Raw genomic sequence first — 18,668 nt, 5'->3', positions numbered from 1 at the left:
CTATGCCGTGACGGGCACTGGTGCGGTCTCGAGGCGCGCGATGCGCCGGGCGACGCGGCGGTCGTGGAGGTACGCGACGAGATACGCCGCGGCGAACAGGGCGCACATCGGGATCGCGATGAGGAACATCGACAGGACGTCGGCCGACGGCGTCACCATCGCGCTGAAGGTCATGATCGCCACGATGCAGATGCGCCAGGACTTCGCGATCGTCCTCGCCGAGAGCACACCGAGGAGGTTGAACATCACGATGAAGACGGGCAGCACGAACGCGACCCCGGTGGCGACGATGATCTTCATCACGAAGTCGAAGTAGTGCGAGGCGAGGAGGATCGTGCTGTCCTCTTCGGAGGCGAAGCCCGCCAGCAGCTCCACCATGTGCGGGAACACCGAGAAGCCCATGAAGCACCCTGCCGCGAAGAGCGGCGCGGCGGCTCCGAGGAAGCCGAAGGTGTACGCCTTCTCCCTGCGGGTGAGACCAGGGCTGAGGAACGCGAACAGCTCATACAGCCAGACAGGGCTCGAGAGGACCACGCCCGCGAAGAGCGCGATCTTGAGGCGGAGATCGAAGGCGCCGGTCACGCTGTCGTAGTTGAGCGCCGCATCCCGCGATTCGGCGAGCGCGGCGACGGGCGTGCGCAGGATGTCGAGGATCTGATCCGAGAGCACGTAGCCGAGGATCGCTCCGACGACGAGCGCCACCGACGCGCGGACGGCGCGGCGGCGCGCCTCGCCGAGGTGCTGCGCGAGGGGCATGCGGCCCCGCGCGACGGTGGCCGCGGTCATGGGATCTGCCGCTCCGCCGACGCGACGGCCGCGAGAGGGCGGGTGGACGGCAAGCCGTCAGCCTGCGCCACAGGCGCGGCGGTCGCGTGCTGCTCTGACGTCGAGGGCTCCGAGGCAGGCTCGGCGACCTCCTTCTTGAGGATGTTCACGGACTGCCCCACGCTCTTCGCGAGCGCGGGCAGCTTGGCCGCCCCGAAGATGAGGACGACGACGGCGAGGATGACGAGAGCGTGCCATCCGGTGAGGTTCTGCAGCATGATGATGTTCTCCGATTCGAGTCGTGGTCGGTTCAGTTCGCCGGCGGCTCGCCACCGGGGCCGCCTGCTCCGCCGCCGCCCTCGGGAGCGGCGCCGGCTGTCGGCGTTGTCGTCGTGTCCACTCGGACGACGAGGGATGCGACGTAGCCGCTCGCGCTGTCCCCAGAGATCGTGGCCATCTGGAGGGCGCCCCCGTCCTCGCCGAACACGTTGTCCGAGTCGAGAGTGACCTGTGCGAGGTTCTCCGCGGACCCGGTGTACGCGTCGAGCTGGTAGACCTCGTTGAGCACCTCCTCGGGGAACGCCATCTGCGACGTCGCGATGGCGTTCGCCGAATCGGCGATCGAGTCGACATCCGGGTAGACCTCGAAGTGGATGTGCGTCCAGCGCCCGAGGTAGCATCCGGGAAGGATCGATGTGAACGTCACCTGGCCGTTCGCGTCGGCGACCTGCACGCCCCGCAGCCAGGTCTCGCCCTCCACGCCCTCGGAGTACATGGAGTACAGGCCCTGTGCGTCGCAGTGCCAGGCGTAGACGGCGACGCCCTCGAACGGCGCGTCTCCGTTCGCCATGTCGGTCACCGTGAAGCTGAAGCTGAGCGGCACGCCGTCGACCGGCTCCCCGCCTGCGATGCTCGTCGTGAGGTCCTGGCGGACGATGCCCGACTCCTCGAGCACGTCCGGCCCGTTGGAGCCATCGCCGGGGTATGGTCCTGCCGTCTCGTCGGGGATCTCGCCGTCGGGGAGGACGACATCCGAGGAAGTCTCGGTCGCATCGGCCGTTGCCGTCGGCGTCGGGGTGGACGTGCTCGCGGACGTGTCCGATGACGCGCTCGGGGTCGAGGTGCTCGTCGAGCTCGTCGCGGCGGGCGCGCAAGCCGCGAGGGTGGCGGCGCCCACGCCGACTCCGACGAGGCTCAGGACTCCTCGGCGGCTGACCAGCGTCTTGAGGTCGAAGCCGGCACCCTGGTCCACGACCTCCTCGTCCGGCCGCGCGAGGAGCCTGCCCTCGTAGGCCGGCCCGTCGGGGGTGTGCTCCGGCTCCGGAATGCGTGCCATGATCGGTCTCCTTCTCTGTGGTCGTGCGCCTGATGATGGGCGATGCGTCCATGCTGAAGAACGGCGTTGTGCGCCTCCGTTCCCTTGCCTATGACTCGTCTATGAGAGTCCGACCTCAGAGGCGGTGGCTTCCCAAGGCGATCGTCTGCGCCGCCGCACAGCCCGAGCGCCGTATCGCCGAATCCACACGCGCCGAGAGCACGATGAGGCCCGTGACCGCGCGGAGCGATCTCGCACCGGCCGTCGCGCGCATCCCCGGACGGCGTCGCTCAGCCGTCCGCGGCGGCGCTCCGCACGAGCTGCAGGCCGTCCTGGGTGACTCGGCGTCGTCCCCCCGTGGGGGGCGCGGCTCCGCGAGGGTCAGAGCCCGCGACGGCGGTCGCGCTCGGCCAGACGGGCGAGGCGGGCGTTGTACTCCTCGAGCTCGGCGTCGCCCGTGCGGTCGGCGTGGCGATCGGCGCGCTTCTGCGTCCGCTCGTCGCTGCGGCTCCACTGGATCGCGACGATGACGGCCGTGATGAGCGTCGGGATCTCGCCGATCGACCATGCGACGCCGCCGCCCGTGTACTGGTCCTCGAGCGGGGTGGCGCCCCACGTGCGGCCCATCGCGCCGAACCACTCCGCGACCATGAGACCCGAGTGGCTCATGATCGAGATGCCGAAGAACGCGTGCATCGCCATGGTGACGATGAGGGTGACGAGACGCCCCGCGTACGGCAGGCGGTACGGCACGGGGTCGATGCCGACGAGCGACATGACGAACAGGTAGCCCGACAGCAGGAAGTGGACGATCATCCACTCGTGGCCCAGGTGGTCGTACAGCGACCACCGGAACAGGTCGGTGTAGTAGAAGGCCCACAGCGACCCGATGAAGATGCCGGCCGCGACGAGCGGGTGCGTGATGACGCGGGCGAACCGACTGTGCACCGCCCAGAGGATCCACTCGCGGCCGCCGCGCGTGCCATCCTCGCGCTTGCGGATGGCGCGAGCCGCGAGCGTGACCGGTGCGCCGGGCACGAGGAGCAGCGGGATGGCCATGCTCAGCAGCATGTGCCCGAGCATGTGCATGCTGAAGAGGTAGTCGCCGTACGCCGTGAGCGGCCCGCACGTCACCCAGACGAGCAGGACCATGCCGATCGTCCACAGCACGGTGCGGTGCACGGGCCACGCGTCGCCGCGCGCACGCAGGCGCCGCACCCCCGCGTAGTAGAAGAAGAGCCCGAAGCCCGCGACGAACACCCACAGCAGGTCGACGTCCCACGCGGTGAGCCAGCGCGCAGGCGTCAGCTCGGGAGGCAGCGGCGCCTCGGTGAGGATCTCCGCGGGCGTCGACTGCGGCGCCGAGACCTCCCCGACCGGCGGCGACGTGCGCGCGAGCGCGGCGGCCGCTCCGCTCGCGATGCCCATGAACGCGAGCTCGACGGCGACGAGACCCCAGAACGCGCCCGCGCCATCCGCCGCCCGCGCGAGCAGCCGACGGCGGTAGAGCGCGCCGAGGAGGCCCATCGCGAGCAGTGCGACGATCTTCGCGATGAGGATGGCCCCGTACGGGGTGAGCAGCTGGTCCCACTGCCCGATGGAGGTGAGGGTTCGCGCGTAGCCCGAGACCGCGACGACGACGAACGCGGCGAGCGCCAACGACGAGTAGCGCGCGAGAAGCGGGCCCAGGCGCCCCTCCTCCATGGCGGGGCGCAGGATGACGAGCAGGAGCAGGCCCCCGAGCCAGACCGCCGCGGCGACGATGTGCAGGGTCAACGCGGTCACCGTCGCGTCGTGGCCCGCGAGGTCGCCCGAGTGGCCCTGGGTGGCCATCGGGACGAGCGTGATGGCCGCGAGGACGGCGGTGAGGAGCGTCGGGGTCCACGAGCGGATGGCGAACGCGAGGATCGTGACGACGGCCGCGAGGACGGTCGTCAGGAGCCAGGCGCTGCCGAGCTCGGTCTGCGTGAGGAAGCGGCCGAGCTGCGCACCGAACTCCGCGCCGAGACTGAGCTGCGGGTTGAACGACGACAGGAACGTCAGGAACCCGACCGCGCCGCTCGAGAGGGTGAGGACGGCCGCGCCGATCGACGCCGTGTCGAGCGCGACGTCGAACTCGCGTTCCTGCGCGCGCAGCCCGAAGAGCGCGAGCACCAGCGCGCCGAGCATCGTCGCCGCCGCCAGGTTGACGACGAGCTTCGCGATCGGGAGGCCCCAGCGGACGAAGGCGCCGGGGTCGGCGCTGAACCGCTCGGCGGCACCGCCGCCGATCACGAGACCCGCGATGACGGCTGCGATCGCCGCGACGACGAGGATGAGGGGCCCAGCGGCCCGCAGCGCGCGCGGGTTCACCCCTCAACCCTATGCGCGCGCCCCTGGGCGGACGCCGCGCGGGGCATGTCCCGATCGTTCACCCTTCCGGGGGGGGCATGCGAAAGGGCGCCGTCCCGGAGGACGGCGCCCTTTCGACGCGGCAGACGTCTTACTTGACGGCGGCCTTGAGCTTCGAGCCGGCGGTCACCTTGACGCGCTTGCCCGCGGGGATGGCGATCTCCTCGCCGGTCTGCGGGTTGCGGCCGGTGCGGGCAGCGGTGTCGACCTGCTCGAACGCGATCCAGCCGGGGATCGAGACCTTCGCGCCCTTGGCGACGGACTCGGAGACCGAGGTGAACAGAGCGTCGAGGACGCCCGAGACGGCGGCCTGGCTCTGACCGGTGGCGCTGGCGATGCTCGCGACGAGCTCGGTCTTGGTGATGGTCTTGTCGGCCATGTCATCCTCCAGCGGCGTGAGGACGCCGCGACGTTTCAACGGACCGGAGGCGTTTGCCTCCGGTGGTCTTGCGACCGTGATGAATGTACCAACGCGCCCCGGAATTCCGCGGATTCTCGCGGCTTTCCGCGCGATTCGCCCGGCGTGTCGCCCCTCGGATGTGACGGATGTGACGGAAGTGACGGTTCGCGAGGCGGGAAAAGGAAGAAGGCGGGACTCCCGAAGGAGTCCCGCCCTCTTGCCGAAGCGGGTGCTTACCAGCTCGACTTGGTCACGCCGGGCAGCTCGCCACGGTGCGCCATGTCGCGGAAGCGGACACGCGAGATGCCGAACTTCGTCAGCACGCCACGGGGGCGGCCGTCGATGACATCGCGCGAGCGGAGACGCACGGGCGACGCGTTGCGGGGCAGCTTCTGCAGGCCCACGCGAGCGGCCTCGCGCTGCTCGTCCGTCGCGTTCGGGTCGACGAGCTGCTTCTTCAGCTCGAGGCGCTTCGCCGCGTAGCGGTCGACGACGGCCTTGCGCTGCTCGTTGCGAGCGATCTTGCTCTTCTTCGCCATGATTAACGCTCCTCGCGGAAGTCGACGTGCTTGCGCACGACCGGGTCGTACTTCTTCAGCACGAGGCGGTCGGGGTTGTTGCGGCGGTTCTTCTTGGTCACGTACGTGTAGCCCGTGCCCGCGGTCGAACGCAGCTTGATGATGGGACGGACGTCCTGAGCCTTCTTCGCCATTAGAGCTTCACACCCTTTGCGAGCAGGTCCTTCACGACCGATTCGATGCCGCGGACGTCGATCACCTTGATGCCCTTGGCGGAGACGTTCAGCGTGACCTTACGGCCGAGCGACGGAACGTAGTACGTCTTCTTCTGCACGTTCGGGTCGAAGCGGCGCTTCGTCCGTCGGTGCGAGTGCGAGACATTGTGACCGAAGCCGGGTACGGCACCGGTCACCTGGCACACAGCAGCCATGGTTCACTCCTTCACTACCGTGGAGCCGGACGGCTCCACCCAAGATCTCTTGTCTGCGCAGCCGTCACCCACCCGGAGACCGGGCTGTGTACAGGTGGGGCCGCACGAACTGCGCGCAGGAGTGCACGCAGACAAACGTCGATCGTAGCACAGCCGGGCGTGTCGCCCGAATCGGAGCGCCCCGCACGGGACGGGGATTTTGCGACAACCGCCGAAATTGTGGGTGACGGCGGTGACACCGCGCGGAAACACGGCGCTCGTACGGTCGTCCTCGGATGCACGCGAACGATTTCGCTACATCCACGCACAATGCTCCACTCCCCCTCCGAGAAACGAGCACTCGATGCCCACTTCCCCCCGCTCTCCTCACCTCCTCGGCGCCGTCGGCCTGATCGGCGTCCTCGTCCTCACCGGCTGCGGACGCGCCGCCGACGCAGGCGTCGCGGAATCGACAGACACCGTCGACGATTCCGCCGCTCGCGGCACCGTCTCCCTCTGGGCCCCGGATGGCGACGCGAAGGTCCTCGAGGATGTCCTCGCGCCGTTCCTCGCCGAGAACCCGGATCTCGATCTCGAGATCACGCTCGTGCCCGAGACGGAGTACGAGACGAAGCTGCGCTCCGCCATCGCCGCCGGGACCGGCCCGGACGTCGCTCAGCTCTACCCGGAGACCGAGCCGCAGTTCATCGAGACAAGAGCCTTCGCGCCGGTGCCCGACGGGCTCGTCGACGAGAGCTCCTTCTTCATGGGCGCATGGGAATCCGGTCTGCAGGACGGGGTCGCCTACTCCGTGCCGTGGTACTCGTACACGTACGCCCTCGTCTACCGGGCCGACATCGCGCGCGCGGCGGGCGTCGAGGCGCCAGCCACCTGGGACGCCATGGTCCCGTTCCTCGAGGGGCTCCAGAGCGGCGGCGCCGTCCACGGCCTCGGCGCCGACATCGGGTGGGACAAGTACAGCGGCCAGACGCTCGCCCAGTTCCTCTGGCAGGCGGGCGGGGAGCTGACCTCCGCCGACGGGTCCGCGTGGACCCTCGACACCCCGGAGATGGTCGCGGCGATCGAGTACAACGCCTCGTTCTTCACGTCGGGCACGGCCGACCTCGATGGACCTCAGTTCCTCGATGCCCAGCCCTACTTCGTCCAGGGGAGGACAGCGGCGACGATCACGGGACCCTGGGTCATCGGGCAGCTGGATGAGGTCGCCGGACAGGAGGGCTGGACAGAGGAGAACGTCGCGACTGCACCGCTCCCTGCGGGCGAGGGCGGATCGACCGGCGCCCTCGCGGGCGGCAGCTGGGGCGTGCTGGCCGACAGCGACGCATCGGACGCCGCCTGGAAGCTCATCCGCCACATGGCAGAGGAGGAGACGCAGCTCGCCCAGTACGCGGCGTACGGCTCGATGCCGGCTGTCGAGGCCGCATGGAGCGACCCGGCGATCGCCGACCAGCCACTCCTGGACGCGTTCTTCACGCAGCTGCAGGACGCGAGGACCTATCCCGCCTCGACGACGTGGCCGCAGGTCGCAACCCAGCTCGGCGCGGAGATCGAGCAGGTCGCGAAGGGACGGAAGACCGCCGCGGCGGCCGCCGCCGACATCCAGTCGTTCGCCGACGCCCTCGGCACCGGGGCGGAGTGAGTCGAGCGACATGACCGCCCTCGCCCAAGGGGTGCCGCGCGCGACACGCGGTCGCCGGCGCCGGACATCCGTCGCATGGGTGTTCCTGAGTCCGTTCGCCCTGATCTTCCTCGTGTACACGGCCGTGCCGGCGATCGCTGCGCTCGCGATCAGCGTCTCGGATCTGCGCGGGACGGATCTGCGGAACCCGCTGGCCGTGAACCTCGTCGGCCTCGAGAACTACCTGCGACTCTTCGGGGACGAGCGATTCCTGAAGGACCTCGGCAACACCGCCGTCTTCGTGGTCGTCGGCGTGCCGCTCACGATGGTGGCCGGCTTCGCCCTGGCGGTCGCGCTGAACACGGGCATCCGCCGTCTCCGCGGTGTCTTCCGAACCGTCTTCTACGCGCCCGTGGTGACGAACGTCGTCGCGATCGCGCTCATCTGGCAGTACGCGTTCCAGGCGGACGGCACGGTCAATCAGGCTCTCGGATGGCTCGGTTTCGCGGGGCCCGGCTGGCTCACCGAAACGGACCTCGCGATGCCCGTCGTCATCCTGCTCGGCGTCTGGCGCAACTTCGGCACGGCCATGGTCCTCTTCCTCGCCGGTCTGCAGGCTGTCCCGGAGGAGGTGCACGAAGCCGCGGCGCTGGACGGAGCCGGATGGTGGGCACGTCTCATCCATGTGACGATGCCCCTGCTCCTCCCGACGACCCTCCTCGTGTCGGTGCTTCTGTCGACCTTCTACCTCCAGGTTTTCGACGAGCCGTATCTGCTCACGGACGGCGGCCCGCTCGGCTCGACGGAGTCCGTTGCGCTGTACACCTACCGCCAGTTCGGATTCGGCGAGTACGGCCTCTCGTCCGCCGCGTCCTTCATCATGCTCGCGCTCGTCGTCCTCGTGAGCGCGGTCCAGTTCCGGATCCTGAGGCCACGCACATGACCGCCACCGCCTTCCGCGTCCGCATCGGACGCCCCCTGCTCTACACGGCCGTCCTCGTCGCCGCACTCGCGACGCTGCTCCCGTTCGTCTGGGTGGCCTCGGGGTCGCTGCGGAGCCTGCGGGAGATCCGTCAGGACCCCGGAGCGTGGTTCCCCGCGGAGCCGACCCTCGACAACTTCGCTCGCCTGTTCACCGAGGTCGGCTTCGGGTCGTACATGATCAACAGCATCGTCGTGGCGGCGATCGTGGTCGTCGGCAATGTCGTGGCCGGCACGGCTGCCGGGTACGCGCTGGCCAAGTTCGACTTCCCCGGCAAGAGGATTGCGTTCGGCGCAGTCCTCGCCGCCTTGATGATCCCCGCGACGGCCGTGTTCGTCCCGCAGTTCGTGATCACCGTCAATCTGGGTCTCGTCGACACGCTCGCGGGGATCGCGCTGCCCAGCGTCGCGCTTCCGATCTCGATCTTCATCATGCGCCAGTACGCGTCGTCGGTGCCCGACGAGCTCATCGAAGCGGCGCGCCTCGACGGGGCGGGAGAGTTCCGCATCTTCGCGCGGATCTTCCTGCCGCTGGCAGGACCGGCTGTGGCGACGATCACGATCATGTCGTTCCTCACGGCGTGGAACAACTTCATCTGGCCGCTCGTGGTCGCCCAGTCATCCGAGACCTACACCCTCCCCGTCGCCCTCGCCGCCACGAGCCGGGCCTCCGCGCATGTCCTCGACTACGGGCTCGTGCTCGCGGGCGCGTTCGTGATCATGCTCCCCGTGCTGGTCCTCTTCCTCCTCCTGCAGCGGCACTTCGTGCAGGGCATCGCCGCGGCGGGCCTCAAATGACCGCGCGTCACGCCGCGATCGCCGGCATCGATCCCCGCGCGCTGCGCCGCGTCAACACGTCGGTGACCCTGCGCACCCTCGCCGTCGCCACCGAACCGCTCAGCATGAGCGCAGTCGCAGAGTCCGCCGGCCTCTCCCGCCGAACCGTCGAGCTGATCCTCCGCGAGCTCGTCTCTGCCGGCTGGGTCGACGAGCTCGAGCGCGTGCCGACGACGGGATCCGCCGGCCGCCCCGCTCGGCGATTCGAGCTCCGCGCCGACCATGCGCTGCTCGCAGCGGCGAGGGTGACGACACGCGAGGCGTCGGCCGTCGTCGCCGATGCGCGGGGCCGGATCCTCGGCCGCGCGCGCCGCGAACTGCGCGACTACGGCGACCCCGCCGCGACGCTCGACGACGTCGCGCAGCTCGTCAGGGAAGCCGTCGAGCGCGCCGGCGCGTCGCCCGCCCGACTCCGCGCCGGGGCGATCGCCTCGGGCGGCGCCATCGACGACGACGGCGTGGTCCGGCGCCTCGTTCACACCGATCGCTGGGCCGGCGTCTCCCTTCCGCACGAGCTCGCGGCCCGGATCGACGTTCCCTGGTTCGCGGACAACGACGCCAACCTCGCGGCGCTGGCGGAGCGCTGGCACGGCGTCGCCCGCGACCACGATGACGTCATCTGGGCGATCCTCGGCGCCCGAACGGGCATCGGCACGCTCATCAGGGGCACGGTGCATCGCGGCTTCCAGGGCGGCGCGGGTGAGCTCATCGAGGCAGGACCACTCCCGTCCGACGCCATCCACGACACGCCCGTCGGGGCGCTGACATCGCCCGACCCCTCGGAACGACGCGCCGCGCTCGCCCTCGTCGCGCGCGCTCGAGAGGGCGACGCCGACGCGCTGGCGCTCGTCGAGGAGTACGCCGAGCACGTCGCAGCCGTCCTGGTCATCCTCTCCTGGACCGTCGCCCCGTCGCTGTTCGTTCTCGGTGGCGGCGCCGAGGACGCTGCCGACATCCTCCTGCCCCTCGTGCGCAGAGCGCTCGAACGAGCCGGTGCCCCCGGCATGGCGCTCCGCGCGACCTCCGTGGGCGCGGACGCGCCGCTGATCGGGGCACTGCGCTTCGTCCTCGACCGCATGGACGTCGCCCTCTTCGGGCCGGTCATCCGGCTCAGCCCTGCCTCAGCCGACCGCCTCGACAAGGAGACCCCGTGATCCACCTCCCACGCGCAGACGTTCTCATCGTCGGAGGAGGGCTCATGGGCGCCACGGCGGCGCGCCTTCTCCGCGAGCAGGCCCCTTCGGCCCGCATCGCGATGGTCGATGCCGGCGCGCCCATCGGCACGACGCCGGGCGTCCACCTGCACGACATCGCGGACCCTGCCATCTGGGGGCAGTACAACACCCGGGTCCGTTCCGGGATCCAGGGCATGTACACGGGCGCCGAGGTCGTGCGGGAGGTGCCTGACGCCATCGACGCTGTCGCGCCGGGGATGTTCCACACGCTCGCCTTCGGTGAGGAGGCCGAGGCCATGCCCGCGACGGCGATCGCCTGGAACGCGGGAGGGATGGGTGTGCACTGGACCGCGGCGACACCCTGGCCGGCGGGATCGGAGGTCTTCGCGGATGACGAAGAGTGGGATGAGGACCTCGCCGCTGCGCAGCGGGTCTTCGGCGTCCGCGCACCGTCGATCGGCCCGACCGCCCTGGGAATCCGGGTGCTCGAGGTCCTCGACGCGCGGTTCGGAGCGGCTGCCCCGGACGACCGGCGCCCGCAGGCGATGCCGATGGCGGTGCGCCGCGGCGCCGACGGGACTCTGCTGCGGACGAGCCCCTCGACGATCTTCCCTCCCATCGCGGACGGATCCGACGACGCGTTCGCGCTCGCAACCGGAGCACTCGTCACGTCTCTCATCGTGGAGGAGGGTCGTGTCTCCGGCGCGCGCGTGCGCGACATCCGCGACGGAGCCGAGACCGAGGGGCGTGCGGACACGGTGCTCGTCTGCGCTGACGCTCTCCGCACGCCTCAGCTGCTCTACGCATCGGGCATCCGCCCGGAATCCCTCGGGCGGTATCTCAACGAGCACGCGTTCATCGCGTCGCGCGCGCTCCTCGACCTCGGGCGCTTCCGCCTCACCCTCGACGACCTCCCGACCGCCCAGCCGGGGGAGTTCTGCACCGACTCCCTCTGGATCCCCCATAACGGCCCGCGCCAGCCGTTCCATGGCCAGGTCATGAACGTGACCTACGTCGATGACGACGGGCACGCGATCGCGCACTCCGTCGGCGTCTCGCTGTACACCCCCGTCGAGTCCCGACCGGAGAACCGGGTCATCTTCTCCGACACCGAGCACGATCTCGCCGGCATGCCGCGCATGCGCATCGAGTTCGCCTACTCCGACGCCGACCGCGCCCTCATCGATCGGGCGCTCGTCGTCGCTCAGGAGACCGCCGAGGCGTTCGGCGCGATCGACCCCGCCACCGAGCTCGCGCACCTCGCCCCCGGCTCCTCGCTGCATCTCACCGGCACCGTGCGCAGCGGCGCGGAGGACGACGGGACGAGCGTGTGCGACCCCGATGGCCGCGTGTGGGGGATCGAGGGACTCTACCTCGCCGGCACGGGCGTCGTGCCCACGGCCGTCGTCGCGAATGCGACCCTCACCGGCGCGATCACGGCCGTGCGCGCCGCCCGCGCCATCGCGCAGCGCCTCGCGCCCGACCACCTTCGAAAGGGAACACCATGACCGATCGTCCTCTGCTGCGCGCCGACCGCGTCGCGCTCAACCCGATCCCGTGGATCAACGTCAAAGCCGATCCTTCCGACCCCGACAGCGAGAGCCTCTGGCTCTTCGCTGACCCGGCCTTCCGCGCCGATTACCCTCGCGTGCTCCGCGCCATCCGGGCGTCGGGATTCGCCGCGACGATGATGGAGGTGCTCGACACGCAGACGCTCTTCGACTACCAGCGGATGGTCGAGGACGCAGACCTCGCCCTCGCCCCGGGATACGCCAGTGTCGCCCTCCCGGAGGATCACGGCGTGCTGTTCGATCCCGCGTCCGCCGAGGGCGTGCGATGGTTCGACGGCGTGCGGCGACGAGCCGAGGAATCGCTCTTCTTCGGCCTGGACACGATCTTCCTCGCTCCGGAGGTGACGTGGGCGCCGGGCGCGATCCGAACTCGCGACGCCGCAGCGGTCGGCGCGGGATTCCATCCGGGCCGCCTGAGCCGCGTCATCGACGTCATCGGCCGCGCGGCCGAGGTGCTCGCCGCCGAGGGCGTCCGTGCGGGGCTCCACAACCACATCGGCACCTGGATCGAGACCGAAGCCGAGATCGAGCAGGCTCTCGCCGACATCCCCTCCGCGCTCCTCGGCGCCTCGTTCGATATCGGACACCTCGCGTGGGCGGGCATCGACGCGGCCGCTCTCATCAGGCGCCATGCCGAACGCGTGATCGATCTGCACGTCAAGGACCTCGATCTCTCGATCGCCGCTGCCACGCGAGGGGAGCCGACGCCGTACCGCACGGCGGTCGACCGCGGCATCTTCCGCGAGCCGGGCCTCGGCGATCTGGACATCGACGGCGCCCTCGCGGCGCTTCCGGAGAGCTGGGACGGCTGGGTGATCGTCGAGGTCGACCGCGCGACCATGGCTCCCGAGGAATCGGCCGCGGCCAGCTGGAAGTGGGTCGCCGCGCGCCTGTGAGGTCCGGGGCCCGGGCGACCGGGCCCCGCCTCCCTCTTGACGCCATATTTCCAACGTTGGAATACTGGCGACGCGCTCGAAGCCGAGCGCATCCATCACCTCGACGAGGAGGTCTCATGGCCGCATTCCCCCGCCCGCACCGCAGAGGACGCGCCGGCATCGCCCTCGCGCTCGCCCTCGCGGTCGCTCTCGCGCCGCTGGTCGCCCCCGGCGGCGCCGAGCCGACCGCCGCGGCGACGTATCCGAATCCCGGATACGTCACCGGCTCGACCTACACGCACGACCCCGAGGTCGTGAAGAAGCCCGACGGCACCTACCTGCTCGCGCAGACCGGCGACAACATCCCCCTGAAGACCTCGGGCGACCGCACCGCCTGGGCCGACGCGGGCGTCGCCTTCCCCGGCGGCATGCCGTGGGTGCACGGCTACACGAACGGGACGAACACGGTGTGGGCGCCCGACATCACCTATGCCAACGGCAAGTACTACCTCTACTACTCGGCGTCGACCTTCGGCTCCAACAACTCCGCGATCTTCCTCGCGACGAGCACGAGCGGCGCTCCGGGCACCTGGACCAACCAGGGCGCGATCATCTCGTCGACGACGTCGAACGACTGGAACGCGATCGACCCGAACCTCGTGATCGACCACACGGGGCGGTGGTGGCTGTCGTTCGGATCCTTCTGGTCGGGCATCAAGATGATCCGCCTCAGCAACGTGTCCGGCCTCCGGCTCGACAGCACGTTCGCGAGCATCGCGGGGCGCGGCGGCGGCGCGATCGAGGCGCCGACCATCCACTACCGCGACGGGTACTACTACCTCTTCGTGTCGTTCGACCGCTGCTGCCAGGGCGCCGCGAGCACGTACCGTGTCATGGTCGGCCGCGCGACGTCGGTCACAGGGCCCTATCTCGACCGCAACGGCGTCGCCATGACCGCGGGCGGCGGAACGGAGATCCTCGCGAGCCACGGATCGATCCACGGTCCCGGGCACCAGGCCGTGCTGGCCGACGCGGACGCCGACGTGCTCTTCTACCACTACTACGACGACGCGGGCGCCTCGCGCCTCGGCATCAACCTGCTCGGCTACTCGGGCGGATGGCCCTACGTGTACTGAGCCGCTGAGGCGCGTGCGCCGTCCACGGGCGGCGCGCGCGCCTCAGCGCGGCTCGACGGCTCCGCGGCCCGGGCGGAACGCCGACACGGTCGGGTCTCCCGGGATCCAGAAGCGCCACGGGAACGCGCTCGTGCCCGCGAGCCCCGCGACGCCCACGCGCGGCCCCGAGACGAACCCGATCGGATGGTCCCGCAGCTGCAGGCGGGCGGTCGCGCCGGCCTGCAGCTCGCCGGTCACGGCATCGATCCCGTCGTGCACGGGGTACCGCAGCCCGACGGCGTCGCCCAGGCGACCGGGGCCGCGGGCGAGATCCCGATCCGTGCGCGCGATGCCGCGCTCCTCGCGCCGCCGGCGCGCGACATCCGCACCCTGCACAATCTCCCCGGCGCGCAGGAGGACTCCGCCGGCCTCTCCCTCGGGGCCGCAGACGACGTTGACGCACGAGTGGATGCCGTGACTGAGGTAGACGTAGAGATGGCCGGGCTCGCCCCACATCGTCGCATTGCGGGCGGTGCGCCCCATGCGGGCGTGCGAGCCGGCGTCATGGACGTCGCCCGTGCCGAGTCCGTGATACGCCTCGACCTCCGTCAGCCGCACGACGACCTCGTCGCCGTCGATCGTCGTCGTGAGAAGCCCGTCGAGGAGCCGGGGCGCGACCTCGACGGGAAGACCGTGCAGCTCGTCCCGCGTCGCCGCGTGGAGACCGTCGGTCATCCGGTCACCGAGTCCCACGGGCCGACGTCGCACCAGCTGATGCCGAAGCCCGACAGGTTCGAGACCTCCTCGCCGGTCTCGATCTCGATGATGTGGGTCTCGAGCGTCGTCGGCAGCGGCTGCAGGGCGTCGTAGTCGTAGCGGTTGGTCGTGAGATCGGGAGCGACGAGAGCCGCCGCGTACCGGCCGCTCGGCGACACGCACGTCTGGAGCAGGCCATCCGCGCCCGTCGCCTCGAGCAGCGTCCGCGACGCGCCCTCGTCGTCGACGTACGCGACCAGCTGGGCCTCGGGCGTGCCATCCGCTCCGAGCCGGACGAACTCCCGGACGGTCCCTCCGCCGGGCACGGGCAGCACACGACCCGGCTGCCCGAGGTCGTCTGACGGCTCGACGAGGTCGGTCTCGTCGCCCGTGGTGAGGTCGAGCTGCACGCCGCCGGCGACATCCAGGCGCTCGATGAACGCGGTGTACGTGCCGCGCGTGACGGCGTCGATCGCGAACGCCGTGCCGAGAGCGGTCGGCGACGGATCCTCGGCGGCCGGGTCGTAGACGATGAGGTCGCCCGCGAAGTTCACGAACAGCAGCGCGGAGGAGTCGGGCACGAAGCGCCAGCTCGCGATGCTCGGCTCCTCGTCGCCGACGACCATCGGCTCGGGCTCCGCGTCGGGCTCGCGGAGGTCTGCCGTGAAGAGCACGCTCGCCCGCCCCTCGGTCTCGCTCAGCTGCAGGTCGGTGTAGGTGTATCCGACGAGCTCGCCGCGGCTGGAGACCTGGAGGCCGGTGATCGTGCCCTCGCCCGGCAGCGGCATCCTCTCCGCGTGCGAACCGTCGCGGTCGGCGACGTAGAGCGCCGAGGCGTCGTCCTCGCGCACCGAGACGACGAGGTGCTCGCCCGTGACCCGGAAGTCGTCGATCGACGCCGCCGTGTAGACGGGCACCGCCGCGTCGCCCGAGATGTCGCTGCGGAAGATCGTGTCGTCGCCGTCGGCGTCGCGCTGCAGGAGGAAGATCTCCGCGGGCGGCGTGGTGAAGGTCGTCTCGAGCGTCGACGCCGGCCCGCCGCCGACGCTCTCCGCGCCGTCGATCGTGACCGTGTACTCGGTGTCGTCGTCGAGAGGCACGGTGAACCGCACGCCCACCATGCGCCCGGCCGCGTCGACCGTGAACGGGGTCTCAGGAGAGACGGTCACCTGGGACGCGTCGATGTCGGCGAGGGCCTGGTTCGCGGTGAGGACGACGCGGCTCCCCGAGGCCTGCGTGGCCGCCTCGGCGTCGACCTCGACCGTGCTCACGCGCGGCCCCTGCGTGAGACTCACGGCCGCGCCGCCGCCGGCCAGCACCGCGAGCACGCCGAGCACCGCGAGCATCGCCCCGACGAAGCGGCGAGGCCGCGCGGATGGCGCGGGCTCCGCGCGGCGGGATGGTGCGGGCTGAGGCGGCTCGGGCTCGGATGGTTCGGGCTGGGGCGGCTCGGGGGCTCGCGCGGCTTCGGTCCGCTCGCGCAGCTCCCGGCGGCTGAGAGGACGCCCGCCGTCAGTACTCATACGGATCTTCCGGTGCGTCCACGGTCGTGATGGTCTCGGGCTCGATGGAGAGCGCGCCCGACGCGTCGGCGGCGATCGTGCCGGTGACCTCGATCCACTCGCCGACGGCGAGGCCGGCCGTGCCCTCGGGCACCGACACCGGAACGGAGGCGGGCTGCGCGTCGATCACGCAGTGCGTGATGACGAGGCGCCCGAGGCGGACGCCGTCGGGGCTCTCCTCGTCGGGCGTGACGAAGCCCGTGAGGGTCACCTCCTTGCCCGCATAGGCGTCGGGGTTCGTCGCCGTCGCGAAGACGGTCGACCACTCCCCGATGCCGAACCCGCTCGTGTCGCCGCTCGCGGCCAGGGTGACGGTGTCGGCTCCGGCGAAGAGCGGCGGCGTGCCCGTGTCGCGGTCCATCGCGAGCTCGACCGACAGCGACGCGGGCGGGAGGACGAGCGCCGCGACCGCGACGGCCGATGCCGCCACACCGCCGACCACGACCGCCGCCGCCCCTGCGACGCGCCGCGTCCCGGTGACTCGCCGCACCCCTGCGACCCCACGTACCCCTGCGCCGTGCCGCCCCTCTGCATGTCTCACTCCCGGCGGGTATGGCGGTCGGTTTCCCGCGGCGATCGAGACATGCTGATCGGGGTGGTGCCCGTCGGCCGGGCCGTGAACGCGGGCGTGGTGGGCGTGGGCGTGGGCGTGGGCGCCACCGTGATCGTGGGCGCCACTGGGGCCGTGGTCGTGGCCGTGGTCGGCCTCGGCGCCGAGCGGGAGCGCGAACGACCACACCGTGCCCGCGAGCGCGAGCACGGCCATCCCGACCGCGAACCAGGTCTGCGCGGGGTTGATGTAGAGCTGCAGCCGACCGGTGACGGCGAGCCCGATCGTCACGACGGCGAGCACGGCCGCGAGGCCCACGCCGAGCCAGCGTGCGCCCGCCTTCCGCACGGCGGCCATCCGATCGTCACGCAACGAGGTTCACCCCGATCCCGATGACGAAGGCTGACAGCAGCACGACCGCCACGATGCCCGCGAGGACGCGCGCCGTGAAGGTCGTGCGCATGAGCGCGAGCATCTTCACGTCGACGATCGGCCCGACGAGCAGGAAGGCGACGAGCGAGCCCGACGAGAACGTCGAGGCGAACGAGAGCGCGAAGAACGAGTCGACGTTCGAGCAGATCGCGACGGTCATCGCGAGGAGGATCATCGCCACGATCGACAGCACGGGGTTCGAGCCGATCGCGATGAGCACGCTGCGGGGGATGAGCACCTGCACGGCTCCCGCGATCGCCGACCCGATGACGAGCGCCGGCATGACCGCGCGCAGCTCGACGACGAACTGGGCGAGGCTGCGCCGCGCGCGGTCGCCCTGCTCGCCCGCGACCACCTCGCACGTGTCGCGGAAGCGATCGGTGAGGATGCGCTCCGGGTCGGGATGGCGGCTGTACAGCCATCCGATGAGGTTCGCGATGAGGAAGCCGCCGACGAGCCTCGCCACGAGGATGCCGCCGTCCCACCCGAACGCCTGATGCGTCGTCAGGATCACGATCGGGTTGACGATCGGCGCCGCCACGAGGAAGGTCAGGGCGTCGGCCGGGGTGAGCCCGCGCATGACGAGCCCCCGCGCGAACGGCACATTCCCGCATTCGCATACCGGGATGAGCATGCCGAGGAGCGACAGCACCGCCCGCCGCGCCCAGCCCTGCCGCGGGAGCGCGCGCTCGATCACGTGCGCAGGCACCCACACCTGCACGACGATCGACAGGAGCACGCCGAGCACGACGAACGGGAGCGACTCGATGAGCACGCTCAGCGAGAGCGTGAGGCCGTCCTGCGCGCGCGTGGGCAGCGGCTGTGGGAAGAGCGCGGGCGCGAGCGCGTCGATGAGGAACAGCGCCGCGACGACCGCGAGCCCCGCTCCCAGCCCGATCGCGAGACGGCTCCGGGATGTCGGCGGCTGCGCGGGGCGCTCGCGCGTCGTGACGGACGTCACGCCGAGGCGGCGTCCTTCTCGGCCGCGCACTCGGCGCAGATCCCGAAGATGTCGATCATGTGCTCGGCCTCGCGGAAGCCGTGCTTGGCGGCGGTCTCCTGTGCCCACCGCTCGACCGGCGGGGCCTCGATCTCGACGGCCTTCCCGCAGCGGCGGCAGATCAGGTGGTGATGATGCCCCTGCGAGCACGCGCGGTAGAGCGCCTCGCCGTCCGGGCTCTGCAGCGTGTCGGCCTCGCCCGTGGCCGTCAGCCCGGCGAGCGCGCGGTACACCGTCGCGAGCCCGATGCCCGTGTTCTCGTCGCGCAGGGCCGCGTGCAGCGCCTGCGCGCTGACGAATCCCTCGGCGTCGCTGAGGGCGTCGCGCACGCGCTCGCGCTGCCACGTGTTCCGCTGGGCCATACGAGAGATTCTAGG

At 70.9% G+C, this 18,668-nt stretch carries 20 protein-coding genes; 7 read left to right on the top strand and 13 right to left on the bottom strand.

Translation table 11 applies throughout. The features are described from left to right. From tatC to rpmB, 8 genes are all read right to left on the bottom strand, one after another. Nucleotides 1-786 (bottom strand): twin-arginine translocase subunit TatC, encoded by a 786-nt coding sequence (gene tatC / locus PKE79_RS05470; RefSeq protein WP_271172657.1) that lies wholly within the window; start codon nucleotides 784-786, stop codon nucleotides 1-3. Then, nucleotides 783-1,043: a Sec-independent protein translocase subunit TatA/TatB gene (locus tag PKE79_RS05465; RefSeq protein WP_271172656.1), complete on the bottom strand. Its 261-nt coding sequence runs from the start codon at nucleotides 1,041-1,043 to the stop codon at nucleotides 783-785. Before PKE79_RS05465 ends, tatC begins: the two co-directional genes overlap by 4 nt. Before the next feature lie 32 nt (nucleotides 1,044-1,075). Then, nucleotides 1,076-2,101, bottom strand: a complete 1,026-nt coding sequence (locus tag PKE79_RS05460) for an intradiol ring-cleavage dioxygenase (RefSeq protein ID WP_271172655.1) — start codon at nucleotides 2,099-2,101, stop codon at nucleotides 1,076-1,078. A 360-nt stretch (nucleotides 2,102-2,461) separates the two neighbouring features. After that, complete coding sequence (locus PKE79_RS05455) at nucleotides 2,462-4,432, bottom strand: bifunctional copper resistance protein CopD/cytochrome c oxidase assembly protein (RefSeq protein ID WP_271172654.1); 1,971 nt, start codon at nucleotides 4,430-4,432, stop codon at nucleotides 2,462-2,464. A 130-nt stretch (nucleotides 4,433-4,562) separates the two neighbouring features. Further along, nucleotides 4,563-4,850, bottom strand: coding sequence for an HU family DNA-binding protein (locus tag PKE79_RS05450; protein ID WP_271172653.1), 288 nt, complete (start codon nucleotides 4,848-4,850; stop codon nucleotides 4,563-4,565). Nucleotides 4,851-5,104: 254 nt separating this feature from the next. Continuing rightward, complete coding sequence (gene rpsN, locus PKE79_RS05445; RefSeq protein WP_271172652.1) at nucleotides 5,105-5,410, bottom strand: 30S ribosomal protein S14; 306 nt, start codon at nucleotides 5,408-5,410, stop codon at nucleotides 5,105-5,107. 2 nt (nucleotides 5,411-5,412) lie between these two features. After that, a complete protein-coding gene (rpmG, locus tag PKE79_RS05440) occupies nucleotides 5,413-5,583 on the bottom strand; it encodes a 50S ribosomal protein L33 (RefSeq protein ID WP_155049151.1) in 171 nt (56 codons plus the stop codon). Next, entirely contained in the window at nucleotides 5,583-5,819 is a 237-nt protein-coding gene (gene rpmB, locus PKE79_RS05435) for a 50S ribosomal protein L28 (RefSeq protein WP_271172651.1), read from the bottom strand. Before rpmB ends, rpmG begins: the two co-directional genes overlap by 1 nt. Nucleotides 5,820-6,162: 343 nt before the next feature. Here rpmB and PKE79_RS05430 point away from each other — a divergent pair, with 343 nt between their 5' ends. The 7 genes from PKE79_RS05430 to PKE79_RS05400 all read left to right on the top strand — a co-directional run bounded on the left by PKE79_RS05430 (nucleotide 6,163) and on the right by PKE79_RS05400 (nucleotide 14,012). Further along, entirely contained in the window at nucleotides 6,163-7,458 is a 1,296-nt protein-coding gene (locus PKE79_RS05430) for an extracellular solute-binding protein (protein ID WP_271172650.1), read from the top strand. Between the two features lie 10 nt (nucleotides 7,459-7,468). Continuing rightward, nucleotides 7,469-8,380, top strand: a complete 912-nt coding sequence (locus PKE79_RS05425; protein ID WP_271172649.1) for a carbohydrate ABC transporter permease — start codon at nucleotides 7,469-7,471, stop codon at nucleotides 8,378-8,380. After that, entirely contained in the window at nucleotides 8,377-9,216 is an 840-nt protein-coding gene (locus PKE79_RS05420; RefSeq protein ID WP_271172648.1) for a carbohydrate ABC transporter permease, read from the top strand. The genes PKE79_RS05425 and PKE79_RS05420 overlap by 4 nt, the downstream gene beginning before the upstream one ends. Further along, nucleotides 9,213-10,409, top strand: a complete 1,197-nt coding sequence (locus tag PKE79_RS05415) for an ROK family protein (RefSeq protein ID WP_271172647.1) — start codon at nucleotides 9,213-9,215, stop codon at nucleotides 10,407-10,409. Before PKE79_RS05420 ends, PKE79_RS05415 begins: the two co-directional genes overlap by 4 nt. Continuing rightward, nucleotides 10,406-11,938, top strand: coding sequence for a GMC oxidoreductase (locus PKE79_RS05410; protein WP_271172646.1), 1,533 nt, complete (start codon nucleotides 10,406-10,408; stop codon nucleotides 11,936-11,938). Before PKE79_RS05415 ends, PKE79_RS05410 begins: the two co-directional genes overlap by 4 nt. Continuing rightward, nucleotides 11,935-12,897, top strand: a complete 963-nt coding sequence (locus PKE79_RS05405; RefSeq protein WP_271172645.1) for a sugar phosphate isomerase/epimerase family protein — start codon at nucleotides 11,935-11,937, stop codon at nucleotides 12,895-12,897. Before PKE79_RS05410 ends, PKE79_RS05405 begins: the two co-directional genes overlap by 4 nt. A 116-nt stretch (nucleotides 12,898-13,013) precedes the next feature. Further along, nucleotides 13,014-14,012, top strand: a complete 999-nt coding sequence (locus PKE79_RS05400; protein ID WP_271172644.1) for an arabinan endo-1,5-alpha-L-arabinosidase — start codon at nucleotides 13,014-13,016, stop codon at nucleotides 14,010-14,012. Between the two features lie 42 nt (nucleotides 14,013-14,054). Here the strand turns inward: PKE79_RS05400 and PKE79_RS05395 are convergent, their stop codons facing one another. The 5 genes from PKE79_RS05395 to PKE79_RS05375 are packed head-to-tail and all read right to left on the bottom strand — an operon-like array spanning nucleotide 14,055 to nucleotide 18,653. Continuing rightward, nucleotides 14,055-14,726: a DNA-3-methyladenine glycosylase gene (locus PKE79_RS05395; RefSeq protein ID WP_271172643.1), complete on the bottom strand. Its 672-nt coding sequence runs from the start codon at nucleotides 14,724-14,726 to the stop codon at nucleotides 14,055-14,057. Then, entirely contained in the window at nucleotides 14,723-16,270 is a 1,548-nt protein-coding gene (locus tag PKE79_RS05390) for a FecR family protein (RefSeq protein WP_271172642.1), read from the bottom strand. The genes PKE79_RS05395 and PKE79_RS05390 overlap by 4 nt, the downstream gene beginning before the upstream one ends. Then, nucleotides 16,260-17,216, bottom strand: coding sequence for a TIGR03943 family putative permease subunit (locus PKE79_RS05385; RefSeq protein ID WP_271172641.1), 957 nt, complete (start codon nucleotides 17,214-17,216; stop codon nucleotides 16,260-16,262). Before PKE79_RS05385 ends, PKE79_RS05390 begins: the two co-directional genes overlap by 11 nt. A 7-nt stretch (nucleotides 17,217-17,223) precedes the next feature. Continuing rightward, nucleotides 17,224-18,252, bottom strand: coding sequence for a permease (locus tag PKE79_RS05380; protein WP_271172640.1), 1,029 nt, complete (start codon nucleotides 18,250-18,252; stop codon nucleotides 17,224-17,226). Further along, on the bottom strand, nucleotides 18,249-18,653 hold the full coding sequence (locus PKE79_RS05375) for a Fur family transcriptional regulator (RefSeq protein ID WP_271172639.1): 405 nt from the start codon (nucleotides 18,651-18,653) through the stop codon (nucleotides 18,249-18,251). The genes PKE79_RS05380 and PKE79_RS05375 overlap by 4 nt, the downstream gene beginning before the upstream one ends. Between the last annotated feature and the right edge of the window lie 15 nt (nucleotides 18,654-18,668).

The organism is Microbacterium barkeri, assembly GCF_027921765.1.
Lineage (GTDB): Bacteria > Actinomycetota > Actinomycetes > Actinomycetales > Microbacteriaceae > Microbacterium > Microbacterium barkeri.
This window is presented reverse-complemented; position numbering and strand designations above follow the sequence as displayed.

Excerpts from the sequence above, each read along its gene's own strand:
- PKE79_RS05385 (WP_271172641.1), bottom strand. The coding sequence starts at position 17,216 with ATGGCCGCCGTGCGGAAGGCGGGCGCACGCTGGCTCGGCGTGGGCCTC.
- PKE79_RS05395 (WP_271172643.1), bottom strand. The coding sequence starts at position 14,726 with ATGACCGACGGTCTCCACGCGGCGACGCGGGACGAGCTGCACGGTCTT.
- rpmB (WP_271172651.1), bottom strand. The coding sequence starts at position 5,819 with ATGGCTGCTGTGTGCCAGGTGACCGGTGCCGTACCCGGCTTCGGTCAC.
- PKE79_RS05415 (WP_271172647.1), top strand. The coding sequence starts at position 9,213 with ATGACCGCGCGTCACGCCGCGATCGCCGGCATCGATCCCCGCGCGCTG.
- PKE79_RS05465 (WP_271172656.1), bottom strand. The coding sequence starts at position 1,043 with ATGCTGCAGAACCTCACCGGATGGCACGCTCTCGTCATCCTCGCCGTC.
- PKE79_RS05420 (WP_271172648.1), top strand. The coding sequence starts at position 8,377 with ATGACCGCCACCGCCTTCCGCGTCCGCATCGGACGCCCCCTGCTCTAC.
- PKE79_RS05390 (WP_271172642.1), bottom strand. The coding sequence starts at position 16,270 with ATGAGTACTGACGGCGGGCGTCCTCTCAGCCGCCGGGAGCTGCGCGAG.
- PKE79_RS05425 (WP_271172649.1), top strand. The coding sequence starts at position 7,469 with ATGACCGCCCTCGCCCAAGGGGTGCCGCGCGCGACACGCGGTCGCCGG.
- PKE79_RS05375 (WP_271172639.1), bottom strand. The coding sequence starts at position 18,653 with ATGGCCCAGCGGAACACGTGGCAGCGCGAGCGCGTGCGCGACGCCCTC.
- PKE79_RS05430 (WP_271172650.1), top strand. The coding sequence starts at position 6,163 with ATGCCCACTTCCCCCCGCTCTCCTCACCTCCTCGGCGCCGTCGGCCTG.
- PKE79_RS05450 (WP_271172653.1), bottom strand. The coding sequence starts at position 4,850 with ATGGCCGACAAGACCATCACCAAGACCGAGCTCGTCGCGAGCATCGCC.
- rpmG (WP_155049151.1), bottom strand. The coding sequence starts at position 5,583 with ATGGCGAAGAAGGCTCAGGACGTCCGTCCCATCATCAAGCTGCGTTCG.
- PKE79_RS05400 (WP_271172644.1), top strand. The coding sequence starts at position 13,014 with ATGGCCGCATTCCCCCGCCCGCACCGCAGAGGACGCGCCGGCATCGCC.
- PKE79_RS05405 (WP_271172645.1), top strand. The coding sequence starts at position 11,935 with ATGACCGATCGTCCTCTGCTGCGCGCCGACCGCGTCGCGCTCAACCCG.
- PKE79_RS05460 (WP_271172655.1), bottom strand. The coding sequence starts at position 2,101 with ATGGCACGCATTCCGGAGCCGGAGCACACCCCCGACGGGCCGGCCTAC.
- tatC (WP_271172657.1), bottom strand. The coding sequence starts at position 786 with ATGACCGCGGCCACCGTCGCGCGGGGCCGCATGCCCCTCGCGCAGCAC.
- rpsN (WP_271172652.1), bottom strand. The coding sequence starts at position 5,410 with ATGGCGAAGAAGAGCAAGATCGCTCGCAACGAGCAGCGCAAGGCCGTC.